This is a genomic window from Prosthecobacter sp., assembly GCF_046154365.1.
Taxonomy (GTDB): domain Bacteria; phylum Verrucomicrobiota; class Verrucomicrobiia; order Verrucomicrobiales; family Verrucomicrobiaceae; genus Prosthecobacter.
Window position 1 is genome coordinate 130,152 of record NZ_JBJXFV010000060.1, and the last position, 15,888, is coordinate 146,039.

Annotated in this window: 16 protein-coding genes; 9 read left to right on the forward strand and 7 right to left on the reverse strand. The window is 61.1% G+C overall.

The annotated features are described in order from the left end of the window. Positions 1-15: 15 nt before the first annotated feature. The 3 genes from ACKVY0_RS07180 to ACKVY0_RS07190 are packed head-to-tail and all read left to right on the forward strand — an operon-like array spanning position 16 to position 3,604. Positions 16-666, forward strand: a complete 651-nt coding sequence (locus ACKVY0_RS07180) for a tetratricopeptide repeat protein (RefSeq protein ID WP_409214116.1) — start codon at positions 16-18, stop codon at positions 664-666. Between the two features lie 14 nt (positions 667-680). Further along, the gene (locus ACKVY0_RS07185) at positions 681-2,099 is read left to right on the forward strand and encodes a phenylacetate--CoA ligase family protein (RefSeq protein ID WP_409214117.1); all 1,419 of its coding nucleotides are present in this window, start codon (positions 681-683) and stop codon (positions 2,097-2,099) included. Beyond that, positions 2,096-3,604, forward strand: coding sequence for an urea transporter (locus tag ACKVY0_RS07190; protein WP_409214118.1), 1,509 nt, complete (start codon positions 2,096-2,098; stop codon positions 3,602-3,604). Before ACKVY0_RS07185 ends, ACKVY0_RS07190 begins: the two co-directional genes overlap by 4 nt. Here ACKVY0_RS07190 and ACKVY0_RS07195 read toward each other — a convergent pair. Beyond that, positions 3,557-4,423 carry a hypothetical protein gene (locus tag ACKVY0_RS07195; RefSeq protein ID WP_409214119.1) on the reverse strand — a complete coding sequence of 289 codons (867 nt, stop codon included), beginning with the start codon at positions 4,421-4,423 and terminating at the stop codon, positions 3,557-3,559. The two genes, ACKVY0_RS07190 and ACKVY0_RS07195, sit on opposite strands and share 48 nt — an antisense overlap. A 53-nt stretch (positions 4,424-4,476) precedes the next feature. Here ACKVY0_RS07195 and ACKVY0_RS07200 point away from each other — a divergent pair, with 53 nt between their 5' ends. Next, positions 4,477-5,775: a PQQ-binding-like beta-propeller repeat protein gene (locus ACKVY0_RS07200; protein WP_409214120.1), complete on the forward strand. Its 1,299-nt coding sequence runs from the start codon at positions 4,477-4,479 to the stop codon at positions 5,773-5,775. Positions 5,776-5,904: 129 nt separating this feature from the next. Here ACKVY0_RS07200 and ACKVY0_RS07205 read toward each other — a convergent pair whose 3' ends face one another. Further along, a complete protein-coding gene (locus ACKVY0_RS07205; RefSeq protein WP_409214121.1) occupies positions 5,905-7,020 on the reverse strand; it encodes an SGNH/GDSL hydrolase family protein in 1,116 nt (371 codons plus the stop codon). Between the two features lie 117 nt (positions 7,021-7,137). Here ACKVY0_RS07205 and ACKVY0_RS07210 point away from each other — a divergent pair, with 117 nt between their 5' ends. Continuing rightward, a complete protein-coding gene (locus ACKVY0_RS07210) occupies positions 7,138-7,545 on the forward strand; it encodes a GxxExxY protein (RefSeq protein WP_409214122.1) in 408 nt (135 codons plus the stop codon). 86 nt (positions 7,546-7,631) lie between these two features. Here ACKVY0_RS07210 and ACKVY0_RS07215 read toward each other — a convergent pair whose 3' ends face one another. Together ACKVY0_RS07215 and ACKVY0_RS07220 are read right to left on the reverse strand one after the other, a co-directional pair. Further along, positions 7,632-9,842 (reverse strand): DUF1549 and DUF1553 domain-containing protein, encoded by a 2,211-nt coding sequence (locus ACKVY0_RS07215; RefSeq protein WP_409214123.1) that lies wholly within the window; start codon positions 9,840-9,842, stop codon positions 7,632-7,634. A 71-nt stretch (positions 9,843-9,913) separates the two neighbouring features. Further along, positions 9,914-10,462: a single-stranded DNA-binding protein gene (locus tag ACKVY0_RS07220; protein ID WP_409214124.1), complete on the reverse strand. Its 549-nt coding sequence runs from the start codon at positions 10,460-10,462 to the stop codon at positions 9,914-9,916. 45 nt (positions 10,463-10,507) lie between these two features. Here ACKVY0_RS07220 and ACKVY0_RS07225 point away from each other — a divergent pair, with 45 nt between their 5' ends. Beyond that, positions 10,508-11,434 (forward strand): site-specific tyrosine recombinase XerD, encoded by a 927-nt coding sequence (locus ACKVY0_RS07225; RefSeq protein ID WP_409214125.1) that lies wholly within the window; start codon positions 10,508-10,510, stop codon positions 11,432-11,434. 15 nt (positions 11,435-11,449) lie between these two features. On the opposite strand, the gene ACKVY0_RS07230 is transcribed toward ACKVY0_RS07225, so the two are convergent. The 3 genes from ACKVY0_RS07230 to ACKVY0_RS07240 form a co-directional block, all read right to left on the reverse strand. Continuing rightward, a complete protein-coding gene (locus ACKVY0_RS07230) occupies positions 11,450-12,022 on the reverse strand; it encodes a hypothetical protein (protein WP_409214126.1) in 573 nt (190 codons plus the stop codon). A gap of 29 nt (positions 12,023-12,051) precedes the next feature. Next, positions 12,052-12,222: a hypothetical protein gene (locus tag ACKVY0_RS07235; protein ID WP_409214127.1), complete on the reverse strand. Its 171-nt coding sequence runs from the start codon at positions 12,220-12,222 to the stop codon at positions 12,052-12,054. Between the two features lie 257 nt (positions 12,223-12,479). Further along, entirely contained in the window at positions 12,480-13,376 is an 897-nt protein-coding gene (locus tag ACKVY0_RS07240) for a phosphatidylserine decarboxylase (protein ID WP_409214128.1), read from the reverse strand. A 103-nt stretch (positions 13,377-13,479) separates the two neighbouring features. Here ACKVY0_RS07240 and ACKVY0_RS07245 point away from each other — a divergent pair, with 103 nt between their 5' ends. From ACKVY0_RS07245 to ACKVY0_RS07255, 3 genes are read left to right on the forward strand one after another with little or no spacing between them, the layout of a single operon-like run. Then, complete coding sequence (locus ACKVY0_RS07245; RefSeq protein ID WP_409214129.1) at positions 13,480-15,174, forward strand: hypothetical protein; 1,695 nt, start codon at positions 13,480-13,482, stop codon at positions 15,172-15,174. A gap of 18 nt (positions 15,175-15,192) precedes the next feature. Beyond that, positions 15,193-15,645 (forward strand): DUF6932 family protein, encoded by a 453-nt coding sequence (locus ACKVY0_RS07250; RefSeq protein ID WP_409214130.1) that lies wholly within the window; start codon positions 15,193-15,195, stop codon positions 15,643-15,645. Continuing rightward, a complete protein-coding gene (locus tag ACKVY0_RS07255; protein ID WP_409214131.1) occupies positions 15,632-15,847 on the forward strand; it encodes a hypothetical protein in 216 nt (71 codons plus the stop codon). The genes ACKVY0_RS07250 and ACKVY0_RS07255 overlap by 14 nt, the downstream gene beginning before the upstream one ends. Positions 15,848-15,888 lie beyond the last annotated feature (41 nt).

The following is a 15,888-nucleotide window of genomic DNA, read 5'->3' on the forward strand; positions in this document are numbered from 1 at the left end:
CTCTCCCTCCCAACCATGAAACCACACCTCCTCATCCTCGCCCTCGCGTTCATCACGACCGCGCATGCCGCCGACAAACTCGCCGCCAGCGCCGAAGCATGGCAGAAATCCATCACCGCTGAAGCCAGCGGTGATTATCCCGGCGCACTCGAAAGCGTCCTCGCCTTCAAAAGCGCCGGCGGCGAAACCTACCTCGCCGCAGTGCGCGCCGGCTGGCTCTCGTATCTCAACAAAGACTACGACAAGGCCGTCCAGTTCTACACCACCGCCGCCAAGCAGGAGCCGCGCGCCCTGACGCCGCATCTCGGCCTGGTGAGCGTATATCAGGCACAGAACAAAACGGACGACATCCTCCGTGCCGCGCGCGCCGGACTCAACCTCGACCAGTTCAACCGCCCGCTGCTCCTCATCGCCGGTGAAATCCTCTACAACCAAAAAGACTACCGCAAGGCCGAGGTGTACTTCGAGCGTGCGCACAAGCTGCAACCCGAAGACCCCATCGCCATGAGCTGGTTCGGCTGGTCTCATATCAGCCAGGGCCAGGCCAAACTCGCCGCGCCGGCCTTTGAGAAGCTCATGCAGATCAATCCCGAAGGCTACTTCGTACGCGATGGCTACGCCATCACCCATCCCGGCCCGCCGCCCGCACCTCCGGGGCGGCGTTGATCATGGTGGTTCCCATGCTCACGCCCGCTCAGATCCGCAGCCGCGGCAATCAGCTCCACGCCGCGCTCGATCAAGTCATCGAGCAACGCGGCTGGAGCATGCCCAAGCGGCGGGCGCATCAATGGCGCACGCTCAAATCGCTTGTCCAGCATGCTTGCGATCACATCCCGCTCTATCAACGCCTCTTTGCCAACGCCGGATTTGAGCCGCGCATGCTCGACGATTGGGACGATCTTCAAAAGATTCCCATCCTCACCAAACAAGACCTGCGCACCGCTGCGGCAGACGAATTGCTTCCGATTAGCGCGACAGCGTCCTGGAGTGCTCCAGCCCTCTGGAGCTTTTCGCAGGCCGTAGCACGTTCGAAAGCGCCGGAGGACCGGCGCACTCCAGAACGCTCACGCGACGATGTCCGCTGGCTTGCGTCTTCCGGCTCCACCGGCATTCCCGCACGCATCGCGCGCACCGAATCGTCGCTCTGGCACTACATGGCCTGCAACACCGCGCTGTTCTACGACTGGTGCGGCGGACAGCCGATCTCGAATGGCCTCTACCTCGTCGATATGGCTCCCGACAGCATCGACTTCGCAACTGCTGATCTCCTGCGCACCACCGTGCCGGATTCACGAATCTTCTCTGTCCACGATCCGGTTGCCAAACTCACACGTGAACTCCTCAGCATCGTTCCCGAGTTCATTTCATCGTATCCATCGACGCTGCGAGCCATCGCGCTCGATTTGAAGGTGCAAAACCGCGTCATGAAAAAAACGCGGCTCATCCATCTCACCTCCGAGATGCTCGACGCCCACACACGTCACCTGCTCGGCCAGATTTTCCCGAATGCCCGGCTCATCGAGACCTACACCAGCACCGAGGGCGGACTCGTGGCCTTCCAATGTCCGCACGATGCACGCTGGCACATCGCGGAAACGAACGTTATCTGCGAGATCGTCGATGAAAGCGGGCTCCCCACCGATGAACTCGGCCACCTCGTCATCACCGACCTCACCAACACCGCCACGCCGATCATCCGTTATCGCGGTCTCGGCGATCTCGCTCGTTGGGACACCACGCCCTGCCCCTGCGGCACCAGTTTGCGCAGCATTCGTCAAATCGAAGGCCGCAGCGCCGCCATGCTCCGCGCTCGCAGCGGCACGCTGCTCTCGCCTTACATCATCACCAACGCCATCGAGGAAGTCCCTGGCCTCGCGCAGTATCAGGTCGTGCAAAAGCAGCCCGGCATGCTCGAAGTCCGCGTCGTCGCCGAAACCAACGCGCCGCGCCAGCGCATCAAAACCGGCGTCAAACGTGCGCTTGAAGCGGCCCTCGCCAACGACGCCGATTTGCAGGTCACCTTCGTCTCCAACATTGCCGCACCCGCAGGATCGCATAAGGTGCCGCTCGTGATCTCCGAACTGCCCCTCGCCGCATGAAACGCCTCCTCGACCACACCCTGCGTGGTTACGGGCAGATGCTCGTGGCGAACAACCGCATCACCGGCGTGTGCGTGCTCATCGGCCTGTTCATTCTTTCCGTCGAAGCCGCGCTCATGAGCCTCGGCGGCGCGCTGCTCATCTCCGCGCTCGCTTCATGGCGTGCGCAGGATGACACCGTGCTCAAGACCGGTCTCTTCAGCGTGAATGGCGCATTGCTCGGCGCTTTGTGGCTGCTGTTCCCGCAGGTGCCCCTTTGGGCACAGGCACTCACCACCGCGATCGGCTGCACAGGCATGGCGTTCTTCTTTGTGCCGCTCGCCGAGCGCATGCATGAGAAAAAATCGCCTTATGTGCTCTTCAGTCTGCCATACGTCGCCGCAGCCTGGACCGCGATCATGGCGCTGATTTTCTTCGGTGTTCACGATGCCGAACTCACGCGCGGCTGGCGCGCGCTGCTCACGAATCGCTTCGAAAAAGCCGAAAAGCACTTCCTCAACACCGAAGTCAGCAGCGACATGGCCGAGGCCTATCGCTGCGCCGGTCTCGGCTGGAGCTTGTACCGCCGTGGCGATCAAACCGGCGCGCAAACAGCCTTCTCCCGCGTCCTCTCGCTCAAAACCGGCGTCGCCGATGCTTACGACGGCCTTGGCTGGAGCCGCTTCCGCCAAGGACGTTACGACGATGCCGCGCTCGCCTTCCGCCGCGCCGTCGCACTCGATTCCTTCTTCGCCGACTCGTGGGACGGCCTCGGCTGGTGCGCCATGCAGACTGGCAACCCCGAGGAAGCCCGCCGCCACTTCACCACCGCCGCTTTGTGCGCGCCGCTGTTTGCCGATGCCTTCACCGGCCTCGCCGAAACTCTTCCCGCAGGTGCCGCGCAGGACTACGCCAAGTCGTGGAGTCAGTTCCTCGCCAACAACCTCAGCCTCACCGCTCAGTTCACCTCATCGCGTGTCTTGCTCTGCTGGCTGTGGTTCTTCATCGGCATCGTCTGGCATTCACGCACCAGCGCACTCATTGCCATCGCTGCTGTGGCTGTTTGCATGCTTGGCTCGCTCTGGCTGCCGGTGTTTGGTGATACCGCCTTCGCGCTGAACATTGTCGTCATCTTCCTCGCCCTCGGCGGCCATTACCTGCGCCTCAACCTCAAAACATTCTTGTGGACGCTGTTCGTCACCTTCGCTCTCGCGCTCCTGTGGGAACCACTTAGCGAAGCTCTGCTCCGTCTCGCTTTGTTGCCGCTCTGTCTGCCCTTCAATCTCGCCCTCCTTGGCAGCATCGCCTTCTTCGGCTGGTTGCATCGCAAAGGCCTGCGCGACGAACGCATCCCCATCGACTGGGCCGCGAGCACGCCCGCGCAAATTCGCGTTTTCCTCGCGCAGAAAGAAGTCGCCGACGTGTGCTGGGAAAAATTGCAGCCAGCCGATCCTGGAACGCCACAACCCAAGACCGGATCACTTCAGCTTCCGGCCAAAGTGGACCTCAAAGTACACGCCGAGTGAATCTGCCAGCGCACGTGCAAAGCGGCGTTGGTTTTCTGGCCGGTCACGCACGTTGTTCCATGGGCACTCCACCTGAATCGCACTCACTGTGCCGCCATCGCGCGAACCATGCGCCAGCACGTCGTAAGCACCGCTGAAGTAGCCTGCCAGCAGGCTAGGATTGTCCTTCGTCGGACTCGGCAGGCAGCGAAACCCGCGAAACTCCAGCAAGCCGCCGAGACTCTGCGGGCCACGCAGCAGCGCCGCAAAGCTCTGTGGCGAGCGCTGGTCGAGTTCGCGGATGCTCGTCGTCGCGATCAGCGCCGCGTTGGCGTTCAATTCCGCGTCACCGGCCTTCAGCAGCTCGCCCTTGATCAAATAACCCAGCTCCACCCGCTGGTCGAGGTGGCGGTGGCCGTGAATGTCCAGCAGCAGGCCGTGGCCGTGTTTTTTCATCACCACATCGCGCGCGTTCTGAGCGCTGTCGTGAAAACGATGCCAGGCCGCCTCAGCCGTCGGTTCACCTTGAGCCGCCTCCTTGATCTCGCGGTTCGGGTCCAGCCGCGTGCGGTGCAGGCGGGAGAAAATCGCGTGTGGTTTGCCGCCATAGAGCACCTGCAACTCCTCGATGATCATTTCAGAGAGCGGCACCGTGTTGGCATCCATGCCCGTGACGCCGTAGCGGCGTGCCAGCACGTTGTCCGGCTTCAACGTGCCACCGTGCGGCACGGTGAGGATGATCGGCAGCGTGCCGGAACGCACCTCAATGAGTTGTTCGAGAGCGGGCGTCTGCGCGTGCAGCGATGCGGCCAGAAAGAGATGAAAAAACAGCGTGCGCATGGTCATTCGCAGTGAAAGACAGTTCGTCGCTGCCTGCCACGTTTTTCTCGCCCATGATCCACCGCTTTCTTCTCCCGCTTCTTGTCCTGACATCCGTCTCTAACGCCGGCAACTGGCCCGAATGGCGCGGACCTTCCGCTCAAGGTCAGGCCAACGCCTCCGGCCTGCCCGAAACCTGGAGCGAGACGAGCAACGTGGCCTGGAAGACACCGCTGCCGGGTCGTGGTCACTCCACGCCCGTGATGTGGGGCGATCAGATCTGGCTCACCACCGCCATCGAGAAAGCTGCGACGCCGGATGAAGCCAAACACCGCCTCGCATCGAACACGGGCGACCAGCCGCTCACCGTTCTCGGCTCCGTGAGCCTGCGTGCAGTGTGCGTGGATCGCAGCAGCGGCAAAATCCTTCACGACATCGAACTGCTGAACGTCAAAGACCCGCAGTGGGCGCATCAGCTCAACAGCTATGCCTCGCCGACGCCGGTGCTCGAAGCAGGCCGCCTTTACGCGCACTTCGGCTCCTTTGGCACCGTCGCTCTCGATACGAAATCGCTGAACGTACTGTGGAAGAATGAGGAGTTGAACGTCATGCACGAAAACGGCCCAGGCTCCACCGCCGTGCTGCATGGCGACCGCTTGATCGCCCACTTCGACGGCAGCGATCAGCAGTTCATCGCCGCCTTCGACAAGAACACCGGCAAGCTCGCGTGGAAGACCCCCCGCAGCGGCGAGATGGACCCGCGTCCGCAGCAGCGCAAAGCTTATGGCACGCCGCTCGTCGTCACGATCAACGGTCAGCCCGTCGTCGTCAGTTCCGCCGCCAACAACATCTATGGCTACGATCCGCAGACCGGCAAAGAGCTGTGGAAGCTCCACTATGGCGAACTCGGCTTCTCCATGTCCACCGTGCCCGTCGCTGACGACCAGCAGATTTATTTCAGCACCGCCTTCGGCAAATCAGCCGTCATCGCCCTCAAATTCGCCGGATTGAAGACGCCCGAGGTCGCGTGGCGGAACAACAAGAACGCGCCGAAGATGTGCTCGCCTGTGTTGCACCACGGTTTGCTCTTCTACGTCGATGACGGCGGCATCGTGAGCTGTGTGGACGTGAAAACCGGCGAAGCCTTCTACCGCGAACGCATCGGCGGCAAGTTCAGTGCCTCGCCGATCCTCGCCGACGGCAAACTCTACTTCGCCAGCCGCGAAGGCGTCGTCACCGTTGTTGCTGCGGCCAAGGAATTCAAAATCCTCTCTCAAAACACCCTCGACGGCTCCCTCATGGCCAGCCCCATCGTCGACGGCAGCGCCCTGTTCCTCCGCACGGACAAGGCGCTGTATAAGATCGGAAAGTGAGCTGGAGCGCGAGTATGGCGCAGCCTACTCGCCACTTGATGGCACGGAGAGGTGGCGATGGAGCTTGCCGTTGTCGCTTGGTGGTGCGGAGCGGCAGGAAAGTGAGGCGAGTAGAATACTCGCGCTCCGCTACTTCAACACCGCACGTAGCACTGGCTCGAAGATTTCTGCTTGGCGCAGGAAGCCGAGATCGGTCGCGTGAGAGGCATCGTTCGCGCCTTCGGCATCGGTGCCGTAGAGCGCATCACCGCCGATGTAGTGCAGATTGGCGACTTTCTCGGCCTTGAGCTGCTCATAGGCGGCTTTCAACGCGGCGTGATTGTCGTCGTGGAATTTCGCCTTCGCGGGCGTGATCCAGGAGTTCGTGTAGCGACGGTCTTCGACGAGGATGATCGGTGTGGTGGCGTGTTTGGAGCGCAGTTGCTTCACTAGCGGGACGCATTTGGCTGTGACATCTGCCGGACCCATGTTGGGCAGGCAGTCGATGACGATGGCGGCGGCATCGAGTTCGTTGATGAGATCGCCGACGGCGGCATCCATGCGGCCATTGCCGGAGAAACCGATGTTGATGACCGGGCGATCCAAATGGCGGCCCAGAATGGCTGTGTGAACCATGCCGGGCCGCGAGGCATTCGCGCCATGCGTGATGGAGGTGCCGTAGAACACGATAGGCTTCTCACGCGGCTTCAATCCTTCAAACTTCGCACCCGCAGGCACGCCGATCTCGAGTTTCTCGATGCCATTGTAGAGCGGCAGGTAGGCGGCGAATTCATGCTCGCCAGGAGCCAGATCGCTGATCACCACGGCTTCGACATTCTGCTGGCTCGGCTTCGTGCAGTTGACCCACTTCCACTGGCCTTTGTCATCACGCGCATACAGATCCAGACCGCTCGCACCCGTCGCTGGCATCGCCGGCAGAGCCAGATTCGCCTTCGACAACTGATAGCGCGTGTAGATCGCCTTCGCGTCCGACTTGAAGCGCACCATCATGCCCGCGCTGTCACGGCTCAATCCCCACACCGCCGGAGTGACGGTCTTCTCCGCCTTTGCTGGCAGACGATCATACCAGCGCTTCCGCTCCTGATCTCCCCAGCCACGGCCTTCCACGCCCCAGGTCGTGACATCATGCCATTGTGCATCTGCCGGGATCGCCGGGCCTTTGGGTTTCGCTGGAGGCTGAGGGGCGGCGGTTTGAGCAAGCAGCGAGGCGCTGACGAAGAAGGTGAGGAGGATGGCTGCTTTCATGAGGTTGTAATGAACGCAGTCTGCTGGTTTGATTTTTACAGAAGATAACAAAGAGAACGAAGAAATGAGGTTTGGACTTTGTTTTCTTCGTTATCTTCTGTTCCAAATCTTATCCGCATGCACCCGCTTTATCTTCAAGCCGAAGCCATCACCCAAACTGTCATTGGTGCGGCAATGGAAGTTCACCGTGACAAGGGGCCGGGATTGTTGGAAAGCATCTACGAGCGCTGTTTCATCCATGAGCTCAAATTGCGTGGTCTGAGTGTGGAACAGCAGCGGCAGGTGCAAATCCGCTACAAAGACCTCGTGTTTGAGGATTCGTTGCGCTGCGACGTGATCGTGAACCGCTGCGTGCTGGTGGAGCTGAAATCCGTTGTGGATGTGCTGCCCATTCACAAGGCTCAAGGGCTGAGCTACATGAAATTGCTCGATCTGCCATTGGGCTTCGTCATCAACTTCAATGTGCAGATGCTCAAGCAGGGTGTTCATCGACTGATGCTGCCTGGGGCCAATCAACCGGAATGATTTGAACAGAAGATAGCGGAGATAACAAAGATTCCAGAATCTGGAACCTTCGTTCTCTTCCTTATCTTCTGTTCAAGATTCATTCCTCACCGACACAGCAAAAACTCCTTCGCATTCACGAGGCTCCAGGCGATGTCTTCGAGCGCGAGGCGGCGGTCTTTAGCGGAGGCGAGGAGGGCTGCCATGACTTTGGCTTCGTTGGCGGTTGGGGCGCGGGTGAGGAGGGCCCAGTAGAGATCGCGAATGACGGCACCGTGGTCGGGGTTCTTCAGCAAGGAGCCGAGGCGGTTGTATTTCTGCGAAACGACGCCGCTGACGATGGGGCCGCTGATGAACTGGAAGATCTGACCGATGGAGGTGTCGCTGGCACGTTCGCATTCACAGCTCAGTTCGCGCTTCGGGCGGCCAAACTGCGCGAGGAAAGCCTCGGGGGACATGGGATCGGGGCTGCCGCGTCCATTCGCAGGTCCGGGGATCTGGCTGGCGCGAGTGCCGCGATTCCAGCCGTTGAAATCGGGCGTGACGCGCAATGAAGAATAAAGCGAATCGATGAGCTGCTCGGCGCTGAGGCGGCGTGGCAGGTGATGCGAGTAGTTGATGAGATCGGCGGCATTCGTGTCGTTCGGCGTGCTGTCGAGCTGGTAGGTGCGGCTCAGCATGATGGTGCGGATGAGATGGCGCAGATCAAAGCCGCTGCGGATGAAGTCCTGCGCGAGTTCTTCGAGCAGCTTTGGATGACTGGCGGGATTGGTGAGGCGCATGTCATCGACGGGATCGACGAGACCGCGGCCCATGAGGTGATACCAGATGCGGTTCGCCTGCGCTTTGGCGAACAGCGGATGCTGCGCACTGGTGAGCCAGTTCGCAGCGGCTTGGAGTTCATCTTCTTTGTCAGCGAGCTTGGGCATTTCAGCACCGAGGAATCTGGCCTTCGCCGTGTCGCCGGTGCGCGGGTTTTCGATGTTCAGCTTGGTATTGAGGAAGACGACCTGCTCGCCGTTGAACTCGTGTTTGTCGTTTTTATCGCGGGGCTTGAGGTTGCCGATGATCTTGTAATCGACCTGGGCGAAGACGGCGGACCAGTTGTAGTAATCGTCCTGTGTCCAACGGTCGAAGGGATGATTGTGGCACTGCGCGCACTGCAACCGCGTGCCGAGAAACACCTGCGCCGCCGACGTGGCCCGCGCTTCGGGCGTGCGGTTGGCGCGGTAGAAATTCGTCTGCGGCTCATGATAGGTGCTGCCGCGTGAGGCGAGCATGTCGCGCACGAGTTCATTCACCGGGCGGTTTTGCGTTATCGCCGTGCGAATCCAGTCGTGGAAGGCCTGCACGCCGGTCTTGTCGAGCGTGCGGGACTCGACCTTGAGCACGTCGGACCATTTCATCGTCCAAAAATCCGCGAACTCGGGCCGCACCATGAGGCGGTCGATCAAACGTGCGCGTTTGTCGCGCGACGGGTCGGCGGCAAAGGCGCGCGCTTCATCCGCCGGAGGAATCATGCCGCAGAGATCGAGCCAGGCACGCCTCGCGAAGATTTCATCGCTGCACACGCCGCTGGGGTTCAGGCGCAGGGTCTTGAGCTTGTTGAAGACATGCGCGTCGATGTAGCTCTCACGGCGTGGCTTGCTCCAGGCGAAGGATGGATTCGCCTTCACGAACGTCAGCCGCACCGGCACCGATTGATTCAGAAAACGCACGAGCACCGATGGCTCGCCGAATTGCAGGCGCTTCACCAGGCCGCTCTTGCTGACTTCGACGATCCCGTTTTGCAGCGGCTCGTAAATCGCACGCGGCGTCACATCGCGCTGCGTGCCGTCAGCAAAGGTCGCCTGCACGGTGATTTGAATTTTGTCCGTGGGTTCGTCCAACACGGCCTCGGTGGGCGTCACAATGAGCTTCGTGACTTTCGGCGCGGTCGCATCGTCACGCGGCATGCCGGCGGCGATCCAATCCCGCAGCACCCGATACTCCCAGCCCTGCGGATCGATCTTCTTGCCGCCTTCGTGAGCGATCTTGTTCGACGCCTTGACCAGCAGGAGGCTCTGCTCCGGCGCGAACAGGTTCACGCGACGGCCCGAGGCTTCACGCGCGAGCGCCTTGAAGTCGAGATCCGCATCCTGGCCGCGCAGCGAGAGCTTGAAGCCGCCTTTGCCCGTCGCATTGCCGTGGCAGGTGCCGAGATTGCAGCCTGCTTTTGAAATGGCGACCATTACATCGTTGCGAAAGGACGCAGGCTCGGCGAATCCGGCCATAGCGGTGGAAAGCGTGAGAATGCAGATGAAAACAGGACGAAACACGGGGCCGCAGATAACGGCTGTGTAGCAGAATGTCTTCCAATCAAGCAGGCAAGAACGCCTACTGGTCGATCTCAAAACGGAATGTCGTCCTCTTCCATGCCTTCGGTGATCGGGCCTTCGCCGAAGTCGTCGTTCTGCGGCTTGGCTTGGGCCGGCGGGGCGCTGCGCTGCTGCACCGGAGCGGGGCGCTGGGCGGGACGTGCAGCGGGGCGGTTGTAGCCGCCGCCACCACCGGAACCGCCTTCTTCATCGCCACCGCCGCCAGCAGGTGCGCGGTCGCCGCCCTGCGGGCTGCCGAGGAACTGCATCTGCTCGCCCACCACTTTCAGTTTCGTGCGCTTCTGGCCGGTGGCCTTGTCCTCCCAGGATTCCATCTGCAACCGCCCTTCGATATGCACCGGACGGCCCTTGTGCAGATATTTGCCGGCCAGCTCGGCGGTCTTCCCCCACAGCACCACATCCACAAAGGTCACTTCCTCCACCTTCTCGCCGCTGTCGGAGGTGTACACGCGGTTGATCGCGAGACCGATGTCGCAGACGGCGCTGCCCTTGGGCGTGTAACGCACTTCCGGGTCGCGGGTGAGATTGCCGATGAGCATGACTTTGTTGTAGGAGGCCATAATGGGGCATCTTTGCCGCCCACGGTGCCTGAGGGCAATGATTTTTTGTCATCAACCGATGCCGTGGCATGCTGCGGCGTGCTGGAACTCATCGACGGCTTCATTCAACACCTCGCCACGGAGCGCGGCCTGTCCGTGAACTACCAGCTCCTCGTGCGCCGGTTTCTGGAGGCTTTCGCGTCGTGGTTCAAAATGAAGCATCAGTCGGAAAGCGTTGCCGCGGTGACGACAGATCACCTGAGCGGGTTTCTCGCCCAACGGAAAAAAGACGGCATCGCTGCGTCCTCGGCACGCATTGAGTTGATCGCGCTTAAAATCTTCTTTCGCTGGCTCACCGCACGCAAACACATCGCCTTCGATCCTGCGGACCCGATTCTGCCGCCACGTCAGGAGAAGCATCTGCCGGACTCGTTGAATGAACAAGACGTGCAGAAGCTGATCGAGTCCGTGAACGGCACGAAGCCGCTGGATCGTCGAGATCGCGCGATCCTGGAGCTGTTTTATGCCAGCGGCGTGCGCTTATCCGAGCTGATGAACGCGAAGCTGGAGAATCTGAGTCTCGAAGAGGGCTGGATTCGTGTGACGGGCAAAGGATCGAAGACCCGCCTCGCGCCCGTGGGTGTCGCCGCGCGTGAAGCCATCGCCGCCTGGCTCGAACATGGCCGCCCAGCGCTGGTAAAGCCGAAAACGCAGAGTTACATCTTCATTTCCAAGCGTGGCACGCTGCTCGCGACCTCACGCATCCAGCAGATCGTCAAGGAACGTGCGGCGTTGTGCGGCATTGATCCGGCAAGGATGCATCCGCACCTGCTGCGGCACAGCTTTGCCACGCATCTGCTGAACAACGGCGCTGATCTGCGGGTGATCCAGGAAATGCTGGGCCACGCGGACATCTCGACGACGCAGATCTACACGCACGTCGATCAGGCGCGGCTGAAGGACGTGCATCGGCGGTTTCATCCGCGGGCGTGAGGGGCACACCTCAACTCACCGCCGTCCCTTGATGCGGAAATACCCCAGCACGCTCACCGGATGGCGCACGCAAATCTGGATGTGCGTGCGCTCCAGAAACCCCGCCGTCTCATACAGCGGCGTCCCTTCCGGAAACGCCGCCCGCACGGTGTCGAAGGCGGCATAGCCACCCTCTTCGCGATCACGATGCAGGGACTGCACCACGGCGCAGTCCAGCCGCCGAAGCATCAGCTCACCTGCAATCATGCGATTTTGCGGCAGCTTGGTCCCGGCTTCCGCATACACGGTTCGCAGCCGTTCATAGGCATCGCGCACCAGCCGGATCGAGTGCGCCTGCATGAGGTCCATGCAGTTGCCCGTCTGAATCACCGCCCCGATGACGAATGGCTCGGCCACGGTGGAACGGCTCTTCTTGCCATGCTTCCACACGGATCGTGCCCAACTCAGGGCGCGTTCCGGGTCGTTTTCCCAGAAGTAAATGCCGTGACCCAACCAGTCGTAATCATTGGTGCTCGCGATCAGCTCCGTTTCTCCAGCCAGCACGCGCTCCCCGGTCTCACGGTCACAGCCGTGGTAGCCGATCAGCACAGAACCGTTGCTCGTGGAGACAATGTTCATCAGTCATCGCGATAGGGCTTCGTGGGCTTGCCGCTCTTGGTCACCAGCCCGGCACGCACGAGAAACGCCAGGGCGCTCTCCTTCGATTTGATGATCTCCTTGTGGCGTTTGCGCATCGCCCTGATCTCGTCGTCGATCTCCTTTTTGCTGCGTGGGTAGGTCGTTGTCATGCGGCGATGTTAACCACCGGCGGCGTTTTTCCAAGCCGCAATTTCTCAAGCTCTGCGGCGAAGTTTGTCGGCACGAAACTGAGATCAAGCTTCTCCGCAATTCTCACACTTCGTTGGCGACGAGGCGGCGTTGTAGCGCGGAATTCCGATTCCGCGACGGCACCGACTCGGTATCGGAATACCGAGCTACAAAGAAGCATCTGATACTCGGGCTTGTGCCCGTTCTGCAAGCTTCCATGCACGGACTAAAGCCCGAACTACGAACGTGCTGCGACGTCGCCCATGCGGGCATAGACTTCGCGACCTGCGCGGCTGTGCTCGATCAAATCATCGGCGAAGCGGATTTTGTCCGGCTCGAAGATGGTGATGAAGCAGGAACCGCCGAAGCGGAAGTAGCCTTTCTCGTCGCCTTTCGCGATCGCAGCATCAGGCGTGTAAGTTTGCACGATGGAGCCGACGCAGGTGGCACCGACTTCGAGCAGGAGCACGTTGCCGAGCTTCGCGGTGCGCAGCAGGGTGATCTCGCGCTTGTTTTCCCAGTGAATGCTAGCACGACGGCGCAGAGCGATGGGACTCACGGAGTAAAGCGGGCCGTTGATCTGTCGGGCAGGCCCCGGAGTGCCGGTGCAGGGAAAATGAAAGCGATGGTAATCCACGGGGCAGAGGCGGGAGATGAGCATGCTGCCGTGAGCGAAGCGTTCGGCGAGCGCGGCATCACGCAGCAGTGCGGCGAGGTCAAAACAGGTGCCTTTGATGAAAAAATCGTCGCACGCGGCGATGTCGGGCAGCACGAGATGCCGGCCGTCCGCGGGAAAGGCGATTTCGTTTTCGCCGGCGGCAATCGGTCGTGCCTGCGGCTTGAGTTTGCGGTAGAAGAACTCGTTGAAGGTGCGGAAGGAGTCGGGCGTGTCAGCGAATTCACTGACGTCCACGCCATACGTTTCGAGGAACGGAGCGATCTTGGCCCGACTGGCCGGAGCGTCCATGCGGCGGCCATACCAGCGTGAGAAGGCGGTTTTTTTGACCAGCGCATGCAGCGGCAGCGCACCGAGGTTGCTCTCATAGGTGAAGCACAAAAAGCCCTCGCCGTACACCGCTTCGGTCTCGATGCGCTGGGTGAGGCGGTTGAAAAAGGTGATGGGGGCGGCAGGCATGGCAGTTATTCACATAGCGTCGTGCCAAGAAAACGCCACACGAACAAAGCTGGCGACAACGGCGTTTCGAGGCATAGTCGCGGCCCCTTTCCCGACCGACCGTATGACCGAACCTGAAGCCAGCACCGACAACCAGCCGCAGACACACAGCGGACTGGTGGACCTTTCCGATCTGAAACTGATGCCAGCCTGGGTGGGCGAATTCGGCAAGGAAGAAAAGATCAAGCAGCGCTATGCCGATGCTGAAGACCGCCCACAACGCGGAGGTCGTGATGATCGCCGTGGCGGTGTCGGTTTTGGTGATCGTGGTCGCAGTGGCGGCCCGCCACCGCGTCGTGATGGTCCTGGCGGTGGCGCACCACCGCGTCGCGATGGCCCTGGAGGCTTCCGTCCGCGTGAAGGCGGCCCGCGCCGTGATGGCGATGATCGCCGTGGCCCGCCGCGTCGTTTTGGTGATCGAGACAACAACGGCCCACCGCAACGCGAGTGGGTGGAGATGCCACGGGACGTGCAGATCACGATTTTCCCCGAGGACAAGGCCGTCGATGCCCTCGCCGCGCATGTGCGCCAGACCGGCCATGCCTTCAGTATGTTCGATGCCGCCCGTCTCGTGCTCGCAGGTGGCGACCGCTTCATGGTGCGCTTCCGCTGCGCCGATGAACGTGCCACAGGCCTGTTCAACGTGCCGGCGGACGGCAGTTTGTTCCTCACCCGCGATGAAGCCCTCTCGCATGTGCTGCACAGTGCGGCGCAGGATGAGTTTTATCGCGTCGAAGAGATCGAACTCGAAGCACCAAAGGGTGAGTTCACCTCCGTGGCCGTGTGCGGCATGAGCGGTGAGCTCATCGCCCCGCCGAGCCATCACAGCTATCAAACCGGCGTCATCCGGCTGCATCGCGAGCGTTTCTCGAACATGGCGATGGAGGACTTCAAACGCCGCATCCGCGTCGAAGCGAATCCCGAACTCGTCGCGAAGTGGAAGGAAACCATGAGCAAAGGCCGCCGCTGGGTGTGCCTGAAGGGCGAAGTGCCGGAAGGTGGCGAACCGCTCGCGCTCAACTCCCGTGCCGACATGGAGGCGCACTTCCGCCGCACCTTCGGCAACGACGCCGTCGTCGAGGTGCGCGAGGCCGTGATTCATGGCAACATCGACAAGCAGAAGCTTGCGCATGTGCTGTTCCTCATGCTGCGCCAGTCGGTGGATGCGGCGCGGAAACATCTGTTTGAGATCTCGCAGAAGCTCGGCGCAGGCCTGGAGCGCCGTGGCATGAAGCTGTTCAAGCGTCGTGCCGGCAAGCAGTTCGTCTGCCGCGTGAAGCCGAAGGCGATTGATGCAGGTCTCATCTTCTCCGACCGCCTCACCCGTGTGGTGGAGCTGCTCAAAGCCAACCACGGCCTGCCGCTGCAAAAGCTCGTGGAAGCCATCGTCCCTTCTCCTCCCAAGGATGAAACCGCCGCGCCCGATGCGCCGAAGCATCCGACCGACGAGCAGATCGCCGTCATCAAGGACATCCGCTGGCTCGCGAATGAAGGCTACGTCATCGAATACAGCGACGGCATGGTCTTCCTCGGCGTGCAAGGTGAAGCCGCAGTGAAGAAAGAAGCTCCTGCGGGCAAGCCTTCCGCTGAAGCCGCCGCACCTGCCGCCGAAGCAGGGGCGGAACCTGTTGAAGCTGCTGCTGAAGAAGCACCTGTCGTTGAGGAGTCTGTGGAAGAAATCGTTGAAGAAGAACCGGTCGCGGATGTTGCCGAGGAAACGCCAGTCGTCGCCACGGCTGATGAAGAAGGCGAAGACTGAGCTGGTATTATTCTGAGCATGAAGCAGTGGCCGCCATTTGATGCCAACGGCGATCTGCCTCACGGATTGCACCAGGCGTCGCTACAGCAGGTCATGGCTCATTTTGACGATGGCAGCGCCCAGCGGCGGCTGGTCGCCGAACGGCTGCGGCGCATCTATCATCTCGCCATGCAGACGAATGCGGTGCGTCGATTCATCATTTTCGGCTCTTTTGTCACCGACAAGGTGGCTCCGAATGATGCCGATGTGTTCCTGGTCATGGAGAACCATTTCGACATCGAAGCCGTCGTGGGCGAGGCAAAACATGTGTTTGATCACATGGCGGCGCACAACTTGCTGGGCGCTTCCATCTTCTGGATTCCGCTCGCCGCCTGCCTCGACGGCGAGGAAGAATCTGTGCTTTACTGGACGATCAAGCGGGACAAAACTCACCGTGGCATCGTGGAGGTTACCCAGTATGATCAAGAATAACACCGAACTCGAATCCACCATGGAGCGCATCGGACGCTTTCAGCGGCAGGTGGTCGCCTTGCGCGATTCATCTGTTTCAGAAGCCGGCTTTCGCGCCGCTGCGGGTGGTTTTCTCGCGGAGATCGACCGCATGATGCTCGATGTGCGTGAGTATCTGTGGGCACCGCCCGCTGCCACCGCACGTCAGCTTGCCACGGCTTGATGGCTGCCTCGGGGAACGCGGCGGAAGATGCGACGGCTTGG

Coding starts and splice junctions, on each gene's coding strand:
- ACKVY0_RS07220 (WP_409214124.1), bottom strand. CDS start 10,462: ATGGCCTCCTACAACAAAGTCATGCTCATCGGCAATCTCACCCGCGAC.
- ACKVY0_RS07250 (WP_409214130.1), top strand. CDS start 15,193: ATGAAGCAGTGGCCGCCATTTGATGCCAACGGCGATCTGCCTCACGGA.
- ACKVY0_RS07200 (WP_409214120.1), top strand. CDS start 4,477: ATGATCCACCGCTTTCTTCTCCCGCTTCTTGTCCTGACATCCGTCTCT.
- ACKVY0_RS07235 (WP_409214127.1), bottom strand. CDS start 12,222: ATGACAACGACCTACCCACGCAGCAAAAAGGAGATCGACGACGAGATC.
- ACKVY0_RS07210 (WP_409214122.1), top strand. CDS start 7,138: ATGCACCCGCTTTATCTTCAAGCCGAAGCCATCACCCAAACTGTCATT.
- ACKVY0_RS07180 (WP_409214116.1), top strand. CDS start 16: ATGAAACCACACCTCCTCATCCTCGCCCTCGCGTTCATCACGACCGCG.
- ACKVY0_RS07240 (WP_409214128.1), bottom strand. CDS start 13,376: ATGCCTGCCGCCCCCATCACCTTTTTCAACCGCCTCACCCAGCGCATC.
- ACKVY0_RS07195 (WP_409214119.1), bottom strand. CDS start 4,423: ATGCGCACGCTGTTTTTTCATCTCTTTCTGGCCGCATCGCTGCACGCG.
- ACKVY0_RS07185 (WP_409214117.1), top strand. CDS start 681: ATGCTCACGCCCGCTCAGATCCGCAGCCGCGGCAATCAGCTCCACGCC.
- ACKVY0_RS07255 (WP_409214131.1), top strand. CDS start 15,632: ATGATCAAGAATAACACCGAACTCGAATCCACCATGGAGCGCATCGGA.
- ACKVY0_RS07190 (WP_409214118.1), top strand. CDS start 2,096: ATGAAACGCCTCCTCGACCACACCCTGCGTGGTTACGGGCAGATGCTC.
- ACKVY0_RS07245 (WP_409214129.1), top strand. CDS start 13,480: ATGACCGAACCTGAAGCCAGCACCGACAACCAGCCGCAGACACACAGC.
- ACKVY0_RS07205 (WP_409214121.1), bottom strand. CDS start 7,020: ATGAAAGCAGCCATCCTCCTCACCTTCTTCGTCAGCGCCTCGCTGCTT.